This is a genomic window from Parabacteroides goldsteinii DSM 19448 = WAL 12034 (assembly GCF_000969835.1).
In the GTDB taxonomy this organism is placed as follows: Bacteria; Bacteroidota; Bacteroidia; order Bacteroidales; family Tannerellaceae; genus Parabacteroides; species Parabacteroides goldsteinii.
In genome coordinates this window covers 1,854,621-1,876,195 of record NZ_KQ033912.1, presented here as the reverse complement: position 1 = coordinate 1,876,195, position 21,575 = coordinate 1,854,621, and the positions used below count along the sequence as shown (strand labels likewise).

The following is a 21,575-nucleotide window of genomic DNA, read 5'->3' as shown; positions in this document are numbered from 1 at the left end:
ATTACCAATTTGGGTTCTGTTTCAGATTTGAGTTCAGTACCAGCTCTTCAGTCGGTAACGGGAAATAATAATGTTTGGATTCGTCAAACTTACGTCCGTTCGGTAAAATCTTTTTATAGGGGAGAATATAACCATTCTCATCTATGTCGATATGTTTACCAACTACGACTGTCGGGTATTGGGACTGTACGAATTTCATTCCCCGTACCGTTTTTTCCAAAAGCTTACCCGCTTTCCAACGCATCAAGTCATCGTAACGCATTGCTTCGAGTGCAAATTCAACTCTCCGTTCGCGTCTGATTTCATCAATCAAAACTGGGAGTTCCGGGAAATCGGATGCAGGATCTTTTTCCAATGTTTCGATTCTCATATCAGGCATTCCGGCTCTTTTTCGCAACAGGTTGATTGTGTTATCCAAAACGTTTTGGTCACATAGATTCAGTTCGGCAGCTGCTTCTGCATAGATCAGCAATGTCTCTGCATAACGGAAAATCGGAGCATCCAGAATACCGTTTTGGTAACGGAGATATTCTTCACGGTCATCTACCCAGTATTTAATGATCTGATATCCTGTGGGAATCACACCAGTTGCAATGTTAGAACCCGGGATAGACGGTTTTAATGTTTCACGTTGTAAATCTTTTCCCGGATAACAAACCGTTTGTGTTAGTCGAGGGTCACGATTTAGAAGTTCGCTTTGTATGCTGTCATCTCCCAGATAATGTTCCTTACATAAGGATATAGGTTTTCCACATTTGCAAAGATAAGATTCTATTAAAGATTTGGATACACTGAATCCTAAATTAGCTTCTCCGCCTTCAATAAAATTACTCGTTCGATTACCCAGCAATCCAAGTTCATATACTTTATAGTAAATCATTTCCGGGTTTCCTTTCAAATCGAGAGAGCAAAACAATGTCCGATAGTCCCATTCCGGATCGCCTGTGTTATAGACGGAATAATGCTTTTCCGTTATCAGCGTATTTGCCGCAGTCATGGCTTCTTTCAGGAATTTCTCATGGTTTTCTATTCCATGATATTTTCTGAATGTCCCTTCATGCAGGCATATTCTGGCTTTTAAAGCCAAGGCTACGTCGCGGTTAATACGGTTGGGGGAGGCTTTCTCGTAAGCTGGTAATTTACTTATCGCCCAGTCTATACAATGCAGGACAGAGTCCATGACGATAATCCGGGAGTCGCGCGGACCATATAATTCTTCAGAGTCTACATTCAGATCTTTGGATATCCAGGGTACATCGCCATATCGTTTGACTTTTTTGAAATAATCCCATGCTTTAAAGAACATTATTTCTCCGGCATACGCGTCTTTCACATCTTCTTTGATCGGGGTTTTCTGGTAGCGGTTCAGGAAATAATTACATTTTCTGGTAAAAGTCCAGTTCCAGTCTGAATCTCCACTTTTGGCGGGGACGACATGTTCTCCCGCAGCTATGATATTATAATCCTGGGGAGCCATATTATCACTCTGGTTATCTCCTGTCAGTAAAGGACTTTTTGTATGGCCCGAGGCGTGTCCTTCAATAAAGGTGTAGAGTCCGTTACAGTAAATTTCCAAATCTTTTTCAGAGTTCCAGAAATTCTCGTCGCTGATACTGGTAGTAGGATAGCGGTCCATGAAATCATTATTACAGGAGCATACTCCTAAAAGTATGATTCCTAGAAGTGTGTTTGTTATATATTTATACTTTTTCATACTGATATTTCTTTATAGTGTTATTTGAAGACCAAACAAAATAGAACGTTGTAGCGGATAATATTCTCCGACATTCCCTATGATTTCCGGGTCGAATCCACCTTTAATATTTGTGATTTCACATAGATTCTGTCCGGAAAAATAGACTCTTAGCCTGTTCAGGTATAATTTAGAAGTCAGAGCATTTGGTAATGTGTAACCCAATGTCAGGTTCTTTAAACGGGCATAGGCACCGCTTTGCAAGAAACGTGTTTGAGTTTTTGCATTATATCCGGCTGATCCGGCCTTCCAGATAGGATATAAAGCGTTGGGGTTATCTTCACGCCATGCATTGTTATAGACTTCATAGGTACCGACTGCTCCGGCATTGTTGATTTGTCCCCAAAAGAAATTTCCGCTCGGAAAGAAATCCCGTTTTCCTACCCCCTGAATGAAAATGTTGAGATCGAAACCTTTCCAGGCAATGTTACCTGTGATACCGAATTGATAACGAGGTGTTGTGTTTCCGATAATTTTAGTGTCTCCTGGGTTGTCTACGGTTTTGTCGCCCCAGTTGATGACTTTGTCACCATTTAGATCGGCATAATGCACATCTCCGGGACCCCATTTACTACCATTGCCTAATTGACTTTGGTCGGCAGAAGCTGCGACTTCTTCTTTCGACTGGAAGATGCCTACGGTTTCATATCCCCATATTTCACCGATCGTTTTGCCTACATAATAGGTCTCATATAGTTTACTGGGGTTGTTGTCGTATTTAGTAATTTTGCTGACATAGTCGGATAGGATCAGACTTACATCATAATTGATACCGTTATTTAATGCATCTTGCCATCTTAAGGAGACTTCCCAACCGTTTGTTTTCATGTTTGCATTGTTACGGCGTGGTGAATCTGTTCCTAAAATAGACGGTAGTTTGTCACCTTCGGTCAGCATGTTGATGGTACGGCGGTCGAACCAGTCAAAGCTGGCTGATAGTTTATTCAATAAAGTGATATCGACACCTAAATTCAACGTTTTTACAGTTTCCCAGGTAAGGTCGGAAGCAACCAGGCCGGGGGCTGTGACCGAAATAGGAAGATTTCCGTTTAATATATATTGTGTTTGTTGTGTTACGTCGAATGTGGAGATATAGGGATATACGCCTGAAACATTTTGGTTTCCAAGACTTCCGTAATTAACGCGTACTTTTAAGTCATTTAACCAATTACGGGTTGAGGACATAAAATTCTCTTCTGATATTCTCCATCCACCGGCAAAAGATGGGAAGAATCCGAAGCGTGAACTATGGGGGAATTTGGATGTACCGTCGTAACGTCCATTCATCTCAAACAGATATTTACCTTTATAATCATACTTAAAACGCATGAAGGCACCCCGGATAGCCCAGGCCTGTTCGGAATCTTTCCCGATTATATTACCTGTCCCTAAATTGATGGACGGAACTTCCATTGATACCAGATTTTCTTTTTTTATGGACGACATGCGGTATAATTCCCATTCTTGGTTGAAACCGATCAAAGCGTAAATATTATGCTTTTGGTTGATATTTGTTGTATAGTCCATAAAGATGTTTCCTGCGAAATAATCGGTATGGCGGTTCTCATCCGAAATGAAGGATGGATATGTCGCGCTGTTTTGTGTAGTCCACGAATCACGGATATAAGAGAATTCTTTCTGAATGTCTTTATTCCTGTAATTCGTTGTACGGTAGCTAAAATCCCCTTTCAGTTTCAATCCTTTTATGATATCCCATTCTCCGTTAATCAGAAAGGTCGCGTCTTCACGTTTGGTGTTGTTTCTTGAGCCGCTTGCCAGGAAATTATAAAAATGTTCGGTAGGAATACCTCCACCCACGGGAGAATCCTCCGGAGTATATATCGGATAAAGAATTTGCGGTTCGCCACGAGTCATTTGTTCCCACCAGCTGGAGCCTTTTGTCGTATAGCGATGAGGTTCGTCATAGATTGTTTGTGAATAAGTAGCCTTAAATCCCAGTCGGAAATTTTCAACTAATTTTGCAGAGACGTTTGTCAGGAAGTTATAACGTTTGAATACGTCGGTATAATCTTTGAACATTCCGTCCTGATGCATCATACCAGCCGATGCGTAAAAATTGATTTTTTCGGAACCACCGTTTACACTGACTGTATGTTTATGCGTTGGCGACCATTTACTCAACATCTGTGCATAATTGTCATTTCCTCCGTTCCAAAAGATTTTACCGTTATCCAATACATGATAGATCGGATTATTTACCGGGTCGGCATTATAATCTTTCACCCATTGTACTTGCTCATCCGTATATTTGTTTTTACCGGAATTGTTGAATGAAGATTCGTTGGACGCATCCATATAATCTACCGCACTTAACATATCGGGTAGATAAGTATGCGTATTGAACTGGATACTTCCAGAGTATTCAATGACCGGTTTTGTATTTGCTTTCCCCCCCTTTAGTTGTAATTAAAATAACACCGAAAGCCCCTCTTGCTCCGTAAATAGCTGCCGAAGAAGCGTCTTTTAAGACGGAGATGCTCTCGATATCTTCCGGATTCAACATATTGAAATGTGTCATTTGTACTCCGTCTACCAGGATGAGAGGAGATGTGGCATCGTCGCTGATGGTGGCGGCCCCGCGTATATTCATTTTTGCGGTGGAATTCGGATTGCCATCGGAGTTATTGATATTCAGGTTAGGGACAACGCCTTGCAGTCCCTGGCTCAGATTTGTAATTGGTCTATTCTCCAATACTTTGGAGGATACCTGCGATACGGCTCCTGTTAGGTTGACTTTTTTCTGAACACCATAGCCGACAACAATCACTTCTTCCAGGGCTTGCGAATCTTCCTTCAGTTCAATATTGATTGTTGTTTGTCCTCCTATTTTAATTTCCTGCGTGTCGTAGCCGACGTAAGTGATTTGAAGGGTGGAATTGGGTGATACTTCCAGTGAGTATTTGCCGTTCAGGTCTGTAATCGTACCATTAACGGTTCCACTTTCAATTACGTTCGCACCTATCACCGGTTCGCCGTTTGCATCAGTGATAACACCGGAGATTCTTTGTTTTTTATCATCTGGGAGATTTGTATCGGTTCCTTTTTTTACAATGATATTTTTCCCTTTTATTTCAAAGGATAATGTTTGATCGTTTAGTATCTGTTTTACAACTTCAGATATGGGTTTATCAGTTGCTGCTATTGAAATGGTTTTCCGGGTATCTATGTCCCCGGAGGCGAAAACAAAGGAATAGCCATTTGTCTCTTTCAATGTTTCAATGGCTTTTTTAACCGTCACATTATTTAAATTCAGGCTTATGTTTTGCGCAAACACTGTTAAATTCAGGCAAAACATCACCAGGACCATATATATGGCCTTCTTTCTGATATTCATAAGTAATTAGAATTAGTTGTTTTAAACAAGAAATTTTAATACCGGAAGTAAAGTTTTACTATATTTGTCAATACTTTCGGAATTCGCAGTGAATGGAGTCCGGATATCTGAATCGGAGGATTGTGCAGATCCTCCGGTTCTTTTTATATCGAACTCGGTTTTTACGTTCTAACCAGGGTCTCTTCTTTTCATATAGATTCAATTTTAAGTTAATAAATAAGTATTAAATAAAGACTTTTATTTGGCGGATAAATAGATGTCTCTTTCATTTATCCTGTATTCTAGTTTTCCAGTCGAAGCTAACATTTCTAATATTTCCTGGATAGTCTGTTCTTTTCTGACGAAGTTTCCGTAGAAACGGAATGTTTCCAGTGAATTGTCTTCCAGGTGTATTTTTACGTTATAACTTCTTTCCAGTTCTTTGATAATATCCGGCAGCAATTCTTCGTCGAAGAACAGGAATCCGTTGGTCCATTCCGCTGTATACCGTGCTTCGGAGGCGGAAACCATCAGTTTGCCGTTTTTCTTGTTCAGGATCGCTTTCTGATCGGGTTCCAGATAACAAAGGGCATCGTTTTTCAGATAGTTTCTTAAACTCACTTTTCCTTCCAGCAGGCTGACGGACACTTCTTCGTCTTCCGGATAATTTCTGAAATTGAATTTAGTCCCTAACACTCTTAATTGCAATTCTTTTGTCGTGATTTCAAAAGGTAATTGTTTATTGCGTGTCACTTCGAAATATCCTTCACCACTTAATTTCAGTTTCCGTTCTTCTACGCCGAAACCTTGTGAATAGGTGATTGTCGAACCGGCATTCAGCCATACCAAGGTTCCGTCCGGAAGATATAATCTTGTTTTTGACCCTAACGGAGCTTCGACGACCATTTCGGCGAATTGTTTCTTTACCTGTTCGGTACCGGTCCGGTAGGAAGCGAAGGAAATAAGACAGAGAAGTGCGACGGCAGCTGCCCCATAAAAGAATTTATGTAAAGATAGCTTTTTGACGGTTTTCTCTTCTTGAGGTATTTGGCAGATTCTGTTGAGGAACCGGCTGTATGCTTCTTCTTTATTATATCGTTCTTCTTCGTTTGCACTGATTGTTGAGAACCAGATCTCACGCATCTGTTGGAAATGTTTCTGATTTTCCGGGGATGCTTTGAGCCAGTTTTCCAGTTCAGACAGTTTTTCCGATTCCAAACCTTGTGAAAGGTATGTTGCGATCAGTTCATCTATCTCGATATGTGTGTTTGTGGACTTCATTTGTTATGTTCTTACTTATATGACAGTTGAAAAGAATGGGAGGGTAGTGTGGGCGGACAAATTTTTTATTTTAAATACAGAAACAGCAGAAGAGTATAAGCAAATACCTGCTTAAATCGGCATTCAGACGGGATATTGCGTTTTTAATATGGTACTTGACGGTATTGACGGAAATACCTAATTCTCTGGCTATTTCTTCATAACGTTTCTCTTCGAACCGGCTTTTTTGAAAAACGATCCTGCATTCATCCGGTAATCTTTCGATAGCATTTTTTATTTCCTGTTCGAGTTCATTTTCCAGAAGTCTTGCCAGCGGGTAATCATCCGAAGAGAAAACAGAATTGATCCATTCGTTTTGCTGGTCGATAACGGAAAAGCGAACTTCCCTTTTTTCTCTTTCCAGATTCAGATAGTTTATGCAGCGGTTACGTACAGCCTGGACCAGGTAGCTACGGAGGGAGGTGGTTATATTGACTGTTTCCCTGATTTCCCAAAGATGGAAAATGGCATCATCCACAATGGTTTCTGAAAGAAAGTCATCCTTCAGAAATTCGTAGGCAATCTTACATAACAAAGTATAATGATGATCATATATATGTTTATATGCATGATTATCACCTCGTTTCAATGATCGTATTAATTGTAGTTTTTCTCCCGTTTCCATATTTGTAGGTTAAGCTAATGGCAAATATACGGGATAACTTTGAGAAAATGAGACTGTCTCAAGATAGAATGAGGCAGTCTCATTTTATTTCACGGTTAAGAATTTGATCTTAGTGTTTTCGAAGGTCTGTCATTTCTTTGTCGAAAATACTTTCTGCGACAGTAAATGACGATTTATGCTCTTGTGCCAAGGCCGTCAGTTCTGCTACGATGTCGGGATGTTGATCCGCTATGTTGAATACTTCTTCCGGGTCCGTTCCCAAATCATATAAAACAGGATGCTTGTAAACAATTTTCTCATCCGGGCCGTAGGCTGATTTATATGAAAAATGAGCTTTATATTTTCCTTTTCTTACTGCATACAGATCATTCCCTCTATAAAAATAAAAAACATCACGTTTGCAGGATGATTTGTCGGTGAGCACATTAAGTAAACTTAATCCGTCATAAGTTCTATCTGTAGGCAGTGTTACTCCTGCCATTTCGCAAAATGTCGGCAATAAATCCAGGCTACTGCCCATATCGGTAATAGTTCCCGGTTTCACCATTGCCCCCCACATAATACAGGGCACACGAAAACCTCCCTCGAACATAGAGGCTTTGCCGTCCTTTAACGGTCCGGAAGAACCTCCTTCTTGTTTGTACGAAAGCCAGGGACCATTATCGGATGTGAAAATCACTAACGTGTTTTTATCCAATCCTACCTGTTTGAGTGTTTGCAATATCTGCCCCGTACTCCAATCCAGTTCTTCAATCGTATCTCCGTATTTTCCTCTTGCCGATCTCCCCTGAAATTCATCAGAAGCATAGACCGGGATATGAGGCATGGGATGTGCTATGTATAGGAAAAAGGGAGCGTCCGTATTCGATTTTATATAACGGACGGCTGCATTTGTGACTTGTTGAGTTAGTCCCTCTTGCTGAGGTTCTTTCTCGATTACTTTCTCCTGTTCATAAAGCATGTATTCGTAGGGATAGTTCTTATGCCCCATTTTCGCCTTTTCCCTACGACTCATGTCGTTTGAATACGGATATCCGTAAAAATATTCGAAACCGTGACGTAAAGGCATGTATTCAGGCAAGCATCCCAAATGCCATTTCCCGATACAAGCTGTATGATAACCAGCCTGTTTTAATAATTCGGGGATAGTCACTTCTTCCGAAGGCAGACCTCCGGGTGAATTAGGAAATAAAACTCTATATTTATTTCCATACATGCCGGTCCGTACACCTAAACGTCCGGTTAGAAATCCCGCACGGCTGGGAGAAGAGACAGATGCAGAGACATAAAAACTTGTCCATTTCTGTCCTTCTATAGCCATTTGGTCTAAGTTGGGTGTTTGAATTGTCGGACTTCCGAAACAAGACAAATCGCCATACCCCATATCGTCGCAGTTGATGACAATAATGTTGGGTTTCGTTTCTTTTTTCGTTTCAGCGGTGCCGTTGTTTACGATCAATCCGCCAGCACAAACAAATGCTAATTTTAATATATTCATAATATGAGAATTAAATGTTCTGCTTACTTATCCGGTTAAGGTTGTTTACCAGCCCGGATTTTGCTCCAGCTTGGTATTTAACGAGCGTTCTTTGTCAGGAATGGGAAGCAAATCATAATACTCCAAATACCCGTTGGGGAATTTGGTTTCGATGATACTTCCTTTATGATCCTTAATTATCTGAGGATACAAGTTTTTGCCTATTTTCCAGCGTCTTACATCTGCCCAATAGCGTCCTTCCAATGCCAACTCTATTCGTCTCTCATGTCTTACTCGTTCACGGGCTTCTTCCCGGCTCATGGATGTCGGCAACAATGAAATTTTCACATCATCCCGTTCCGTACGAATCCTGTTCAATATGGCGATTGCTTCTGCCACGTTCCCGTTTGTCTCTATAATTGCTTCTGCTTTTGATAACAAAACGTCTGCATATCTTAAAACAATATCATTAATATAAGACTGTCCGGCAGGAGGAAGTTTTGATTCATCTTGGATTCTGTATTTTCGAGTGCTTAAATGTTTCAATCGGTTGCCTGCATGATTAAATGCCCCTCCCGGATATAGATAATTAGGGAAACGGTGGCCTAGAATGTAAGACCCCGGAAGTACTACCGTGAAATGTAAACGAGGGTCTCGATTCTCATATGGGTTTTCCGGATCGATAGGTGAACCATCGATTGTTTCATAGGCTTCCACCAAATCGTCTGTAGGGACATAGCGGCTTCCCCGTGTCCAGCTACCGGTACCTGTCCCGCAATACTGGTCGAGATAGGTACCTTGGGAATTCTGCCCTTCAATGTATTGGATGTCGAACAATACCTCTTTGTTGTTTTCATTGGCCGGATCGAACAATCCTTCGTAACTATGGAAAAGTCCGTATTTGTTGAGCGCGTCGATTTGCTCGACACAAGCCAAAACCTCTTTATATTTCCCTTGATATAAATAAGCCCTCATCTTCAAACCCAACGCAGCACCTTTGGTTACCCGTCCGTTTTCCGGAGCATTTGCACTTAAATTGGTAATTGCCACATCGTAATCGTCCAACACTTGCTGCCAGGTTTCTTCCACGCTGGCCCGTTTCAAATTACGTGCTTCTTCCGTAGAAAGCTTTGTTGTTAATAAAATAGGAACGCCGCCATATGTTTCTGCCAGTATGGAATAAGCAAGTCCGCGCAAAAAATGAGTTTCTCCGGAATACATCTTTTTAGATTCTGCCGGCATCTCGACGAGGTCTAACACCGATAATAAATAATTTGCACGCGAGATTATTTCATAACATCTTGTCCAACGATACGTGACAATTCCACCATCGCTGGAACTTAGTCTTCCTGCTCCTAATTTATTGAAGATTTCTTCTGTACCCCAACTGAAGGCATTCGGAGTGGCTCCATCGGTTACTCCAAACCCAAATAACCCCTGATCGAAAACCGTTGTTTCGCGTAATTGGGAATAGACACCGTTTAAAAGGAGCTTTACTTCCGCTTCATTCTCCGGAAAATTAGCAGAAGAGATTTTATCTTCGGGATACAAATCGAGAAAGTTGTCCATACATCCCGTAAAAGGCATACACAATATAAATGATAAACAGCAGATTAATAGATGTTTCATTGTTTTAGAAATTAAGATTTATACCAAATGTAAATATTCTCGGAGAAGGGTAAACTCCTTGCCCTGCATCGAAAGTACTTCTTTCCGGATCATATCCTTCATATCCTTTCTTCCACATAATCGTAAATAGATTTTGTGCATTTGCATACAAATACAACTTTTGTATCTTTAGCATGGATGTGATTTGTCTCGGAATCTCATACCCTACTTGTAAGTTTTTCAATTTTAAGAAGTCGATACGGTGCATCCAGTAAGAGGAGTCGTATGTATCCCATGAGGAATCGAATCGAAGCATAGGAATAGTTGATCCCGAGTTCTCTGGTGTCCAGGCGTCTTTCCACGAATCTGTAATGGTCAGCCATTCATACCGCAAACGGGTCATATCGCTTTTTGTTAATGTATTTGCTAATCCTAAACCTTGAAATAAGATGTTTAAATCGAATCCCTTATACCGTAATCCGGCGGTAATGCCATAAGTGATTTTGGGAATAGTGTTTCCTAAGACTTGTTTATCCTGATAATCCAGTTTCCCGTCATTATTGATGTCCTCATATTTCAGGTTTCCCATTTCCGGTTTAAAGCCGTTGCTATGCATGTGCTGGGCAGCTTCTTCATCCGATTGGTAAATACCGATTGCTTTATATCCGTAGAGCGCTTTGTACGGATGTCCTTCACGGATTAAATAAAGCTGGTCGGGCGATTTACCTCCTTGGAATTTGGTAACATTGTTATTAACGTAAGTAAAATTCAATCCGACATTAAAGCCGAGTCTGTCTTTATTCGTTTCCAGGTTATCATAATTAACTACTAATTCAAACCCTCTATTATTCATCTTGCCTACATTCTCAAACGGTGCGGTTTTATTACCTAGTATGTTGGGGATTGGCAACTGAACAATAATGTCCTTCGTTTTTTTATCAAAATAATCAGCTTCTATATTCAGCCTATTATTCAAAAAGCCAAGGTCAACGCCGATATCCAGTGAAGAGGTTGTTTCCCAACTAATGTTTTCATCCACTAAAGCGGTGACTGCAGATCCTGAAGCCAATGAACCTCCATAATTGTAACTTGACTCAAAATTGGAAGTGATCAGGGTCAGGTAAGGCCAGTACTGGCCGTCATTAAGGGTTTGGTTCCCTAATTGTCCCCAGGATGCACGTAGTTTTAAGTTTGAAAACACATTCAGATTTCTGATAAATGCTTCTTCACTCAAGCGCCATCCGGCAGAGAAACCAGGGAAAACACCCCACCGATTTCCTCGTTTAAAACGTGACGAGGCATCCGCTCTCAAATTCATTTCAAACAAGTATTTATCGTCAAAGGCATAATTCAACCGACCGAAATAGGAGGCCATACGTAATCCTTTCAAAGTCCCTTCTCCTTTAATGCCATCTGTTCCGGCATCTACCTGAGTTAATCCTTCTTTAGGGGGATTTGTTCTTCGGGCCATAACGTTTCTTATGCTGTAATTTTCCAATTGGGTACCGGCTATGGCTGCAACATAATGCTTGTTTGCAAACTTTTTGCTGTAGTTTAATGTCGCATGGAAGTTGTTACGCATTTTCGATTCCTGGCTTCTTCTTAATATTATACCGTCCAGATTATAATTCTTAGGCAAGCTCTCTATACCGGAATCCGTATATCCGTAAATAGTTTCGTTATATTTGTCTTCCATTACCCAAATGCCGTTGGAAGCCCAGGTTACCTGCAAATTCAAATCTTTTGTGAAATTGACGGTTGCGAAGGCATTCAGAGACATATAGTCGTTGGTCGTTTTCTTTTCTCCGTTTGCGGCATCTATCAACGGCTGATAAAGTGCGTATAATAAGCTCCCGTTGTCTTCAATAGCTTGTACTGAACCGAAACGTCCATCGCGGGTGTACGGAGCAATGAATGGTGCTGCACCTGCCAATTGCTGGGATACGCGTCCTAAGTCGAATGGCTCGTAAGAATTTTTTCTTTGATAATTTAAGCGGGCGCCCACTTTGAACCAGGAGTTTACTTTATATTCCATGTTGGCCCTGATACCGAATTTCTCTGCTTTGGTATTCTTTAAAATTCCTTCCTGGTTTAAATAGTTCAATGATAAGAAGGAGGAAAGTTTCTCCGATCCTCCCCGGATCGATAAATTATGTCCCGTAATCAAAGCATTCCGGTAAAGGTAATCGTACCAGTCGGTATTGGGATATTTGTAAGGGTCGGTCCCTGCTGCAAATTCCGAAATTAGTGTTTCGGAGAAGAGTGGATTCTCGCCGCTATTAACCAACGCTTGATTCACCATATCCATATGTTCGGCACTGTTTGTCACCAAATCAAAATGACGTCCAAGCTGCTGCATTCCGACGTATGAGTTGAGTTCTACCTGGGTCTTTTCATTGTTCTTACCCATTTTCGTAGTTACCAGGACTACCCCGTTGGCTGCTTTTGACCCGTAGATTGCAGCACTTGCCGCATCTTTCAAGACGGTAATGCTTTCTATATCAGTCGGATTGATCTGACTGAATACGCCTTCCACGCCGTCGATGATGACCAGCGGATCTGAATTATTTAGCGTCCCCCAGCCACGTATCCTCAACTGTGCACCGTCACTTCCTGGTTTCCCTGAATTTTGGCTGATCCATACCCCCGACACTTTACCGGAAAGTACCTGTGAGGCATCGGTAATCGGACGGTTCGCCAGTTCTTCATCGAATTTGACGGAAGAAACCGATCCTGTCAGATTCACTTTTTTCTGCGTCCCATATCCAACAACAACTACCTCTTCCAATGTTTGTGAATCTTCTTTCAGGGTAACATGCAACTGATATTTACCGTTTAAACGATGTTCTTGAGGCATATAACCGATATAAGATACCTGAATGATTGCATTTTCTGGCACTTCAAGCGTAAAATTCCCGTCGATATCGGTAATAGTACCGGTTGTTGTGCCTTTTACAGATACATTTGCTCCGATAACGGGTACTCCGTTTTGGTCTACTATTTTTCCCGAAAGTTGTTTTTTTTGCTGGGTAATAGCGGGTACTGTTGTTGTCGTTTGTTTTTTGAACAAATAAATTTTATTGTTTCTGATCTCATAACTCAGATTGGTATCAGCAACAAGTTTTTCCAATACCTGGGCTACATCGGCATCTTCCACCTGGATACTTACTATTCTGTCCAAGTTGACGATCTGCTTGCTGTATGCAACGCTAAGTCCCGTCTGTTTGGTGATGGCTGATAACACTTTTTCAACCTTGACGTTATTGAGGGAGATGGATACCCTTTGGGCGGAAGCCTCCGCTGTAAAAGTTAACAAAGAGATGACTAGAAATAAGAATGTCAGTTTCATTGCATTCGGGATTTTCTCAATTAATATTAAAAGGTGCCTGGGGATAAGGCACAGATTATTTTTTTTCATATTTTTGAAATGAATTTATGTATTAGAAATTAATTTGAATTTCGGTACGTCGAATAACCGGGGATGTGGGGACATTTCCGGTTATTTTTTTGAGTCTGTTATGTTGTGTCGTTCATGCTTGTCTTTATTTATAGGTTAAACAATATGATAGTTTCTCGATCCTTTACAGGGCGACTAGTCCCTGTTTGTCTTTATATAGTAGACACACAAGGGACAAAAAAGTATGAGTGGGATATGTAAAATTATTTATTTTTTACTTCTTATCTTTATAATTTCCTCTTTTTCAGAGAATTGTACGGGTGTTATTTTTTCAAGATCTTTCAGAATCTGTTCCAGTTTTTGATCTGTGGACGTTAGTGTATAGTTATAATAGAGCAGCGAGGAATCCTGCATTTCGAACTCTACGTTGTACCAGCGGGACAGGGTCGTGATGACTTCGGATAAAGGCGTATTATTGAATACGATCTGATTTTTTTTCCAGGCAGAGTTATGCCCGATATCTTCAGGCCGGGATATTTTGCAGACACCGGTTTTGCGGTTGTAGGTGGCTTTCTCCCCCGGTTGTAAATGAGCAAGCGGGCGGGAATTGTTGGCTAGGGCTACTTTTCCGGTTTCCAGCGAAACGAAGATATCCGGATCGGTTGCGTATGCTTTTACATCGAATGTCGTACCCAATACTTTTACATTGATATCTTTTACATCCACAATGAACGGGCGGTCTTTGTTGGGAGATACTTCGAAGAAGGCTTCTCCCTCCAATTCGACTTTACGTTCGTTGAAACCGAACTTCCTCGGGTATTTGATGCGTGTCTCGGCATTAAGTATCGCCTTGGAACCATCCTGGAAGATCAGTTGCATGCGTTCACCTTTGGGGACATATATTTCTTCGTAACCGGAATCGGCGAAAAGATCGATATGCTTATCTATATACCAGAATTGCCCGAGGAACAACAGTAACGGTATAAGGATGGCGGCTGCACGAAAAATGAATCGTTTTCTTTGTTGTAAGTGGATCTTCTTCATGATGAACTGATACATTTCGTCTGTAGGGATGGATCGTTCTGCATACAGTTTTTCGCTGCCGGGTTGTATCTTTTCCATATCTTCATCCATTAGCGACGATAAATATCGGGAACCCTCGGGTGTGGAGAACCAGCGGATTACCTGGCGGGCTTCCTCCGGGGTGGCCGTGTTGTTGAGGGTCCTGTCGATGATATGTTTATCTGGTGCTTTCATTTTATTCCTGTTTTCTTAATTGACACATAACTGGGTGGATGGTATGAGTGTTTGTTACTCTTTTTTTCTTTTCAGGGGAAAAGAGAGGAGAGTAATAGGATTAGTAACTTATCGAAATGTTCACGGAGCAGCTTGATAGCCTGCGAGTAATGAGTTTTGACAGTCGGTATGGAGATCTGCATTTTTTCTGCGATTTCCTGATTGGATAAACTGTCTTTCAGCTTGTACAGGCAGACTGCTTTCTTTTGTTCCGGTAGGCTGTCGATGGCCCGGTACAGTTGCTCGGTCATTTCCTTCTCTTCAAGTTTTGATAATATTTCGTTTTCATATTCGATTGTTTCCTGTGCCAGTTCGTAATTCTTCTCCAGAGCGGTGTAGTTGTTGCGTATCTCGTTCAGGAGATGGTTTTTCAACATGGTGTACAGGTAGTTTCTCAGGTTGATATGGATGCTGAACAGGGAACGCGATTCCCAGAGTTTCAGGAATATCTGCTGGACAGCGTCTTTTGCGGTGTCATTATCTTTTAAATATTTGTATGCCAACACATAGAGCAGCTTGTGGTAGCGTTCGTAAATAGCAGTAAAAGCCCTCTCATTTCCTTTTTGCAAAAGAATAAGTAACTCGTCATCGGTTTGCCCGGATATGGAGAGGAACCGCTTGTGCATATAATAGTATCCCTTTTAGATTTCTGTGCAAATATAGCTTTAATATGAAACTTTCCAATCGCTGAACTCCAAACTTAACTGTTCCCACCGTTCTTTTCTTTCTGTTTCCTCGCGCTCTTCCAGAGGATTTGAAACGGAAAGGCCGATTAGCCGGATGGGGTTGGTTGCGTAATCCACTTCCCTGAGCAGTTGTTTGGCCAGGGGAAGAATATCATTCAGGGTGGTGAGTTCATGGGGTTGCGTGATACTTTTCGTTTTCAGGGTGAAATCATGGAATTTAATCTTTAATGTCAGTGTGTTCCCTTTGAAGCCTGTCCGTTGCAGGCGGCCGATTAATTCGGTGGCGGCATGATAAAGCTCGATGATGACGGAAGAGGTACGGGAAATATCCTTTTCCAATGTATGCTCGCATCCGACGGATTTACGGATACGGACGGCTTCGACCGGGCGAAGGTCTATTCCCCGGGCACATTCGTAATACAGACTGCCTGCTTTACCGAACTGGCGGCTCAGCATTTCCAGCGAACAGTCCCGTAATTCGGCACCGTTATGAATGCCTAATGTGTGCATTTTTTTGGCAGTGACCGGACCCACACCCCAGAATGACTCAATGGGTAGCCGGGCGATAAAGTCGAGTGCCTGAGCCGGATGGATGGTGCAAAGGCCGTCCGGCTTACGGTAATCGGAGGCGATTTTAGCCAGGAATTTATTGTATGAAATACCGGCGGAGGCGACCAGATGCAGTTCTTGCCTTATCCGTTGCTTGATTTCTTTGGCAATGTCGACCGCCAGGGGGATTTGCTTTTTATTTTCCGTCACATCGAGGAAGGCTTCATCCAGCGAAAGCGGTTCGATGATATCCGTATACTCATGGAAAATCTCGTGGATTTGTGAAGAAACTTCTTTATATACGCTCATTCTGCCCGGCACAAAAATCAGGTGAGGACATAAGCGCTTGGCTTTTTGTGACGACATGGCGGAACGGACACCGTATTTACGTGCCTCATAACTGGCCGCGGCAACCACGCCGCGCTCTTCCGAATAACCGACCGCCAGCGCTTTTCCCCGCAGCTCCGGATTATCCCGCTGTTCGACCGATGCATAGAATGCATCCATATCTATATGTATGATTTTACGTTCCGTATAACCTCCTTTTCCTAAACAAAGATACGTAAAAGGGAGGAGATACCGTAGGGACACAACCTTCTTTTGGCTAAATTACAGATTTTCAAGCGTTTGTTTTAGTTAAGAACACCAAAAAGAACATGAGAGCCTACAAAAAACAAAATTAGGTGTCTCTAATACTGTCGCAAACATATATATATTTTCTTTTTAATCGTATGGTTATTATTGGTTTAAAATAACTTTTCATTCGACAATTATTCTTTATGTATTTAACATCTGTCGCATAATCATTCGATAACTGTCGAATGAATAAAGAACATATGTCGAACGATTATTTATGTGAAACGGAAAAATAATTCAGAAGACAGTGAAAAGTAACTGTGGAAGATTTGGATTGGGTGAAAGGCGAATATCATTCCGTGAATAAAGAGATAATCAGTAATTGAGGTAGTGATGTCTGTAATTTATCTACAAAGGAAGTCTTTTTCTTCCCGTAATTTTGCAACGTAGAAACAACATAGTTAGATAATCCTCCTAAAACATCTTGACAATGCTTATTGAATGGGACTGGAATTATAAAATGAATAACGAAACAATTAAATATTATATCATGGAAATAATTAAAAACAAAGAATTCGGAGGCGAACGTCCTCTATTCGCTACACACGACTTGCAACTGGAAAATGTAACCATTCATACAGGCGAGTCCGCACTGAAAGAATGCAGTAATATCATTGCCGTGAACTGCCGGTTTGAAGGTAAATATCCTTTCTGGCATACTAATGGCTTTATTGTAAAGAATTGCCTTTTTACGGAGGGAGCACGGGCGGCCCTGTGGTATTCCCAAAATCTCCAAATGACGGATACGGTAGTAGAGGCCCCGAAGATGTTCCGTGAAATGGACGGAATCAGGTTGGAAAATGTACAACTTCCCAATGCCCTGGAAACCCTGTGGCATTGCCGCAACGTGGCACTGAAAAATGTACAGATAGACAAGGCCGATTATTTATTCATGCACAGTGAGGATATCCGTATCGAGAACTATAGTCAGAATGGGAATTATTCTTTCCAGTACTGCAAAAATGTGGAAATCCGCAACGCCGTTATCAACTCGAAAGATGCTTTCTGGAATACGGAAAATGTAACGGTATACGATTCAGAACTGAATGGAGAGTATCTAGGCTGGCATTCACGCAATCTTCGGCTGGTGAACTGTAAGATTTCAGGTACGCAACCGCTCTGTTACGCCCATAATCTCATTATGGAGGATTGCATAATGGGTGATGATGCCGACCTGTGTTTTGAATATAGCAGTGTGGATGCCACTATCAACAGTCCTGTTCATAGCGTGAAGAATCCGCGTGCCGGTATTATTCTGGCAGAGAGTTACGGTGAGATCATCATTGATAGAAATATCAAAGCTCCTGCCGACTGCGAACTGAAATTATGGGACAACAGAACTTGCTTCAGCGCATGAAATATGTTTTCGATAAAATAACTCCCCGGCGTGCTACCAATTCCTACAAATGGGATACGGCACACGACGATGATGTTCTGCCGATGTGGGTTGCCGATATGGATTTCCGTACGGCTCCCGCTGTGGTGGAGGCTCTGCGCAAACGGGTGGAACACGGTATCTTCGGTTACACAAAAGTGCCTCCGGCTTATTATGAGGCAATAACGGATTGGTTTGCCCGGCGGCACGGCTGGCAGATTGAAAAAGACTGGATTATTTATACTTCGGGCGTCGTACCGGCATTGTCAGCCGTTATCAAGGCACTCACCGTTCCGGGAGACTGCATTCTGGTACAACCCCCGGTTTATAATTGTTTTTTTTCTTCCATCCGCAATAATGGTTGCGAAATAGTGGAAAATCCTCTTCTTTATATAAACGAAACTTACCGTATCGATTTCGCCGGATTGGAGCAAAAAGCTTCTGATCCGAAAGTAAAGCTGTTACTTCTTTGCAACCCCCATAATCCGGCAGGGAGAGTCTGGACCCGGCAGGAACTGACACGTATCGGTGAAATCTGCCTCCGCAACGATGTGATTGTTATAGCGGATGAGATTCATTGTGAGCTGGTTTATCCGGGACATACCTATACTCCTTTCGCTTCTATCTCGGAAGAATTCCTGATGCATTCCGTCACATGCACGTCTCCAAGCAAAGCATTTAACCTGGCAGGACTACAGATTGCCAATATTATCTCGGCTGATGAATATATGCGTATGAAAATAGACAAAGCCATCAATATCAACGAAGTTTGTGATGTGAATCCGTTCGGAGTGGAAGCACTGATGGCCGCTTACAACGACGGAGAGGAATGGCTGGAAGAATTGAAACATTATCTGGCGATAAATTACAGTTATCTGAAAACCTACTTCAATGAGTACCTCCCGGAATTCCCTGTAGTGATACTGGAAGGCACATACCTGGTATGGGTGGATTGCTCGATACTGAAACGGCGTTCGAAAGAGATAGTGGAAATACTTCTGAAAGACGAAAAGCTTTGGGTAAATGAAGGAAGCATGTATGGTGAGGCGGGTGAAGGTTTTATCCGTCTGAATATAGCCTGCCCCCGTCAGGTGCTGATAGACGGTCTGGACCGATTAAAGAGGGGCCTTAAAGAGATAATTCTTTTGCCACACTAAATAGTAGTCTAAATCCTTCAGACCATTTTTTATGAATCAACCAATCCTGAAAGTTCAGATCATGATTGTGGTTTTCTAAAAGATGTATGTTCAGGTTTGTTTTATTACAGACTTCGAATCGTTCCTGTAAGTCATAAACACCTTCTACCGGCACGTTTGCATCTTCCTTACCATGAAAAATATGTATAGGTATATGTAGTCGTAACAATCTTGTTTTGTTCGGTTCAAGTTTAAAATGGCTTTTAAACCATTGGGGAGTTATATTAAAGTAATTACTTCTAATCCACAGCCAATCATTGTTGGTTATTCTTTTTATTAATTCTCCATGGAACGGCATGCGCATTTTTTCAATGTCATGTATATCGATGACGCCGTTTTTTACTATATCCAGTGAATCAAATGGCATATTCTGAAACATGTAGGTTTTATGCCGGATAACTGTTTCCTCCTCTGTTTCATATTCTTCTTTACTGATCGCTTTATCTCCGTCTTTGTCGAAAACGGAGTTTGCCATTATCATTACTCCATGTCCTTTATTTTGCCATAAGATGATATCATACATATTTTCATGGGCATATCCGTGTAGTAATAAAGCGTCTATATGCACGACCTTTCGTTCTGCAACGAGCGCGGCAATAATAGTACCCTCACTTATTCCATAAAGTAGAATCTTGCATTCTGTAAAGCGTTGGTCTTTTTGAAGGAATGAAATCATTGTCTCCACATCTTCAGCTTCCTGAACAGGAGTATATTTTGCATATTTTGCGGAATCCACTTCTACAAATAAAGGAGGAGTTTCGCCTGTTTTGCATCCCCGGCGGTTATAGGTAAAAAATGCCGTTCCTTCTTCACAAAAGCCGTTCGCAAGTTCATCAAAATAATTGAATGTCGTTCTCTTTGTCAAATAGGTAGTCGGCCCCGTTCCGGCAATACAAAAGACAATTGTTTTCACTTTATTATCCGGTAAACACAGGCGGGCTTCAATTACTTCTCCGTCATTTAACGGGATTGTTTTGATTTCCGGAATAAAAGCAAAAGCATTACTGCTTAGCAAAAATACGAATAGGCTGATAATAACTCGTTTCATACGTATATTTTATTTGTTTGACTCTTCAAATTGTTTATAGAGCTCTTTTAGTTCATGAAGAGCTTTTTGATAATTTCGATTTATAGAACGTCTTACTATCAATAGGTAAATGATAAGTCCGAGCGGAATAATAATGACAGTCAAAATGCCGGGAGTAACATTTACCGTTATTTGATAAAAAACATAGAAACCTATTGAAAACAGAAAAGAACATGCATATATGACCAAATTATATTTGGTGTTAAATCTTATCGTGTTCTCAAATTCCTTTATTCGATATTCCAGCCATTCTTTTACAGGCTTGCTATTAGTATATTTCCGCATTTTGTAAGCAGAGCGTTCCCAAAGCAGATAAGAAACAGATAATATAACTAAAGCGCTGACATCTAAGAGCATTCCTTCCATACTCTGCTCCCTTAAAAATAATGTTGCGATGAGATACACAATCACAGCAATGACAACGAGTCGAAAAATAGTCCCGGGATATACTGTTTTGATTGATTTTCTTACAGATTTAACCACTATTTCGTTTAGTTCTTCCTCGGAATACGGTTTCATCTCTTTTACAGTTTCTGTTTTCCAAATATCTTTAATGTCATTTGTTTCCATAATACTTACTTTTTAAATTGTTTTTGTAATCGGCTCTTTAGCCTGTGAATTTTCATTCCGATGTTGGAACTGCTCATTCCGACTATTTCAGCAATTTCCTCATAACTATAATCTTCCATGTAAAGCAACATGATCGATTTATCTATTTCATTCAGTTTATACAGAGCGTTTATAAGCCTTTGGTAGTTCTCGTTCTGTTCTTGTTGCTCATTGGGGGTGGCCGCCTCTATATTGAGCGCAGAATCAGAAGCATCGCAGAACTCGATCCGGCTGTCTTGTCTGACCTTTGAAATAGAAGTGTTTATAGCTACTGCATAAATCCATGAAGCTGGTTTCTCTTTGTTTTGTAACGATGGGAAAGAACGCCAAAGCTGATAGACGACTTCCTGGAAATTATCCTCTTTGTCTATTTTCGACTTAAAATATACCTGATTTACCTTATGGATAATACCTTGGTAAGCAGACAATATCTTTAGAAATTCTTTTTGGTTTGACTTCATTTGTTTGAACTTTATTATATAGTCGGGGAAAAGGTGTTTTTATAACAGAGTTGATGGAAAAAAATATTCAGTCCATAACGGTACAAAGCAAAACAGAGCGTAATGAATGCCCTGCCTGTTAATTTGATACCCTCTGCCTGAGACTGTTTTTTTAATTGGAAGTCTA

16 protein-coding genes are annotated in these 21,575 nt (G+C 41.1%); 2 read left to right on the top strand and 14 right to left on the bottom strand.

Features of this window, described 5'->3' with window-relative positions; genetic code table 11:
- Position 1: 1 nt before the first annotated feature.
- The 11 genes from HMPREF1535_RS06985 to dinB form a co-directional block, all read right to left on the bottom strand.
- Entirely contained in the window at positions 2-1,714 is a 1,713-nt protein-coding gene (locus HMPREF1535_RS06985) for a RagB/SusD family nutrient uptake outer membrane protein (RefSeq protein ID WP_046145694.1), read from the bottom strand.
- A 12-nt stretch (positions 1,715-1,726) separates the two neighbouring features.
- A complete protein-coding gene (locus HMPREF1535_RS06980) occupies positions 1,727-4,123 on the bottom strand; it encodes a SusC/RagA family TonB-linked outer membrane protein (protein ID WP_244275617.1) in 2,397 nt (798 codons plus the stop codon).
- Between the two features lie 13 nt (positions 4,124-4,136).
- On the bottom strand, positions 4,137-5,108 hold the full coding sequence (locus HMPREF1535_RS25055) for a SusC/RagA family TonB-linked outer membrane protein (RefSeq protein ID WP_052716664.1): 972 nt from the start codon (positions 5,106-5,108) through the stop codon (positions 4,137-4,139).
- 237 nt (positions 5,109-5,345) lie between these two features.
- Positions 5,346-6,368 (bottom strand): FecR family protein, encoded by a 1,023-nt coding sequence (locus HMPREF1535_RS06975; protein ID WP_046145693.1) that lies wholly within the window; start codon positions 6,366-6,368, stop codon positions 5,346-5,348.
- Positions 6,369-6,438: 70 nt separating this feature from the next.
- Complete coding sequence (locus tag HMPREF1535_RS06970) at positions 6,439-7,032, bottom strand: RNA polymerase sigma-70 factor (protein WP_046145692.1); 594 nt, start codon at positions 7,030-7,032, stop codon at positions 6,439-6,441.
- Between the two features lie 109 nt (positions 7,033-7,141).
- Positions 7,142-8,530 (bottom strand): sulfatase family protein, encoded by a 1,389-nt coding sequence (locus HMPREF1535_RS06965; RefSeq protein ID WP_046145691.1) that lies wholly within the window; start codon positions 8,528-8,530, stop codon positions 7,142-7,144.
- Positions 8,531-8,575: 45 nt separating this feature from the next.
- Complete coding sequence (locus HMPREF1535_RS06960; protein ID WP_046145690.1) at positions 8,576-10,138, bottom strand: RagB/SusD family nutrient uptake outer membrane protein; 1,563 nt, start codon at positions 10,136-10,138, stop codon at positions 8,576-8,578.
- 4 nt (positions 10,139-10,142) lie between these two features.
- Positions 10,143-13,466, bottom strand: coding sequence for a TonB-dependent receptor (locus HMPREF1535_RS06955; protein ID WP_087880813.1), 3,324 nt, complete (start codon positions 13,464-13,466; stop codon positions 10,143-10,145).
- A gap of 315 nt (positions 13,467-13,781) precedes the next feature.
- On the bottom strand, positions 13,782-14,771 hold the full coding sequence (locus HMPREF1535_RS06950; protein ID WP_046145688.1) for a FecR family protein: 990 nt from the start codon (positions 14,769-14,771) through the stop codon (positions 13,782-13,784).
- Positions 14,772-14,842: 71 nt separating this feature from the next.
- Positions 14,843-15,436, bottom strand: coding sequence for an RNA polymerase sigma factor (locus HMPREF1535_RS06945; protein ID WP_046145687.1), 594 nt, complete (start codon positions 15,434-15,436; stop codon positions 14,843-14,845).
- A 39-nt stretch (positions 15,437-15,475) separates the two neighbouring features.
- Positions 15,476-16,567 (bottom strand): DNA polymerase IV, encoded by a 1,092-nt coding sequence (dinB, locus tag HMPREF1535_RS06940; protein ID WP_262362563.1) that lies wholly within the window; start codon positions 16,565-16,567, stop codon positions 15,476-15,478.
- A gap of 604 nt (positions 16,568-17,171) precedes the next feature.
- On the opposite strand from dinB, the gene HMPREF1535_RS06935 reads away from it, so the two are divergent.
- Positions 17,172-18,038 (top strand): DUF3737 family protein, encoded by an 867-nt coding sequence (locus tag HMPREF1535_RS06935; protein ID WP_046146447.1) that lies wholly within the window; start codon positions 17,172-17,174, stop codon positions 18,036-18,038.
- Positions 18,035-19,213, top strand: a complete 1,179-nt coding sequence (locus HMPREF1535_RS06930; RefSeq protein WP_046145685.1) for a MalY/PatB family protein — start codon at positions 18,035-18,037, stop codon at positions 19,211-19,213. The genes HMPREF1535_RS06935 and HMPREF1535_RS06930 overlap by 4 nt, the downstream gene beginning before the upstream one ends.
- On the opposite strand, the gene HMPREF1535_RS06925 is transcribed toward HMPREF1535_RS06930, so the two are convergent.
- The 3 genes from HMPREF1535_RS06925 to HMPREF1535_RS06915 are packed head-to-tail and all read right to left on the bottom strand — an operon-like array spanning position 19,185 to position 21,409.
- Positions 19,185-20,300, bottom strand: a complete 1,116-nt coding sequence (locus HMPREF1535_RS06925; RefSeq protein WP_046145684.1) for a hypothetical protein — start codon at positions 20,298-20,300, stop codon at positions 19,185-19,187. The two genes, HMPREF1535_RS06930 and HMPREF1535_RS06925, sit on opposite strands and share 29 nt — an antisense overlap.
- Before the next feature lie 9 nt (positions 20,301-20,309).
- Positions 20,310-20,909, bottom strand: a complete 600-nt coding sequence (locus tag HMPREF1535_RS06920; RefSeq protein WP_046145683.1) for a hypothetical protein — start codon at positions 20,907-20,909, stop codon at positions 20,310-20,312.
- Between the two features lie 5 nt (positions 20,910-20,914).
- Positions 20,915-21,409, bottom strand: coding sequence for an RNA polymerase sigma factor (locus HMPREF1535_RS06915; RefSeq protein WP_046145682.1), 495 nt, complete (start codon positions 21,407-21,409; stop codon positions 20,915-20,917).
- Between the last annotated feature and the right edge of the window lie 166 nt (positions 21,410-21,575).

What these genes read in the sequence shown, in the direction of transcription:
- HMPREF1535_RS06965 (WP_046145691.1), bottom strand. Translation starts at nt 8,530, where the DNA reads ATGAATATATTAAAATTAGCATTTGTTTGTGCTGGCGGATTGATCGTA.
- HMPREF1535_RS06985 (WP_046145694.1), bottom strand. Translation starts at nt 1,714, where the DNA reads ATGAAAAAGTATAAATATATAACAAACACACTTCTAGGAATCATACTT.
- HMPREF1535_RS06935 (WP_046146447.1), top strand. Translation starts at nt 17,172, where the DNA reads ATGGAAATAATTAAAAACAAAGAATTCGGAGGCGAACGTCCTCTATTC.
- HMPREF1535_RS06955 (WP_087880813.1), bottom strand. Translation starts at nt 13,466, where the DNA reads ATGAAACTGACATTCTTATTTCTAGTCATCTCTTTGTTAACTTTTACA.
- HMPREF1535_RS06930 (WP_046145685.1), top strand. Translation starts at nt 18,035, where the DNA reads ATGAAATATGTTTTCGATAAAATAACTCCCCGGCGTGCTACCAATTCC.
- HMPREF1535_RS25055 (WP_052716664.1), bottom strand. Translation starts at nt 5,108, where the DNA reads ATGAATATCAGAAAGAAGGCCATATATATGGTCCTGGTGATGTTTTGC.
- HMPREF1535_RS06975 (WP_046145693.1), bottom strand. Translation starts at nt 6,368, where the DNA reads ATGAAGTCCACAAACACACATATCGAGATAGATGAACTGATCGCAACA.
- HMPREF1535_RS06920 (WP_046145683.1), bottom strand. Translation starts at nt 20,909, where the DNA reads ATGGAAACAAATGACATTAAAGATATTTGGAAAACAGAAACTGTAAAA.
- HMPREF1535_RS06925 (WP_046145684.1), bottom strand. Translation starts at nt 20,300, where the DNA reads ATGAAACGAGTTATTATCAGCCTATTCGTATTTTTGCTAAGCAGTAAT.
- HMPREF1535_RS06960 (WP_046145690.1), bottom strand. Translation starts at nt 10,138, where the DNA reads ATGAAACATCTATTAATCTGCTGTTTATCATTTATATTGTGTATGCCT.
- HMPREF1535_RS06945 (WP_046145687.1), bottom strand. Translation starts at nt 15,436, where the DNA reads ATGCACAAGCGGTTCCTCTCCATATCCGGGCAAACCGATGACGAGTTA.
- HMPREF1535_RS06950 (WP_046145688.1), bottom strand. Translation starts at nt 14,771, where the DNA reads ATGAAAGCACCAGATAAACATATCATCGACAGGACCCTCAACAACACG.
- HMPREF1535_RS06970 (WP_046145692.1), bottom strand. Translation starts at nt 7,032, where the DNA reads ATGGAAACGGGAGAAAAACTACAATTAATACGATCATTGAAACGAGGT.
- HMPREF1535_RS06915 (WP_046145682.1), bottom strand. Translation starts at nt 21,409, where the DNA reads ATGAAGTCAAACCAAAAAGAATTTCTAAAGATATTGTCTGCTTACCAA.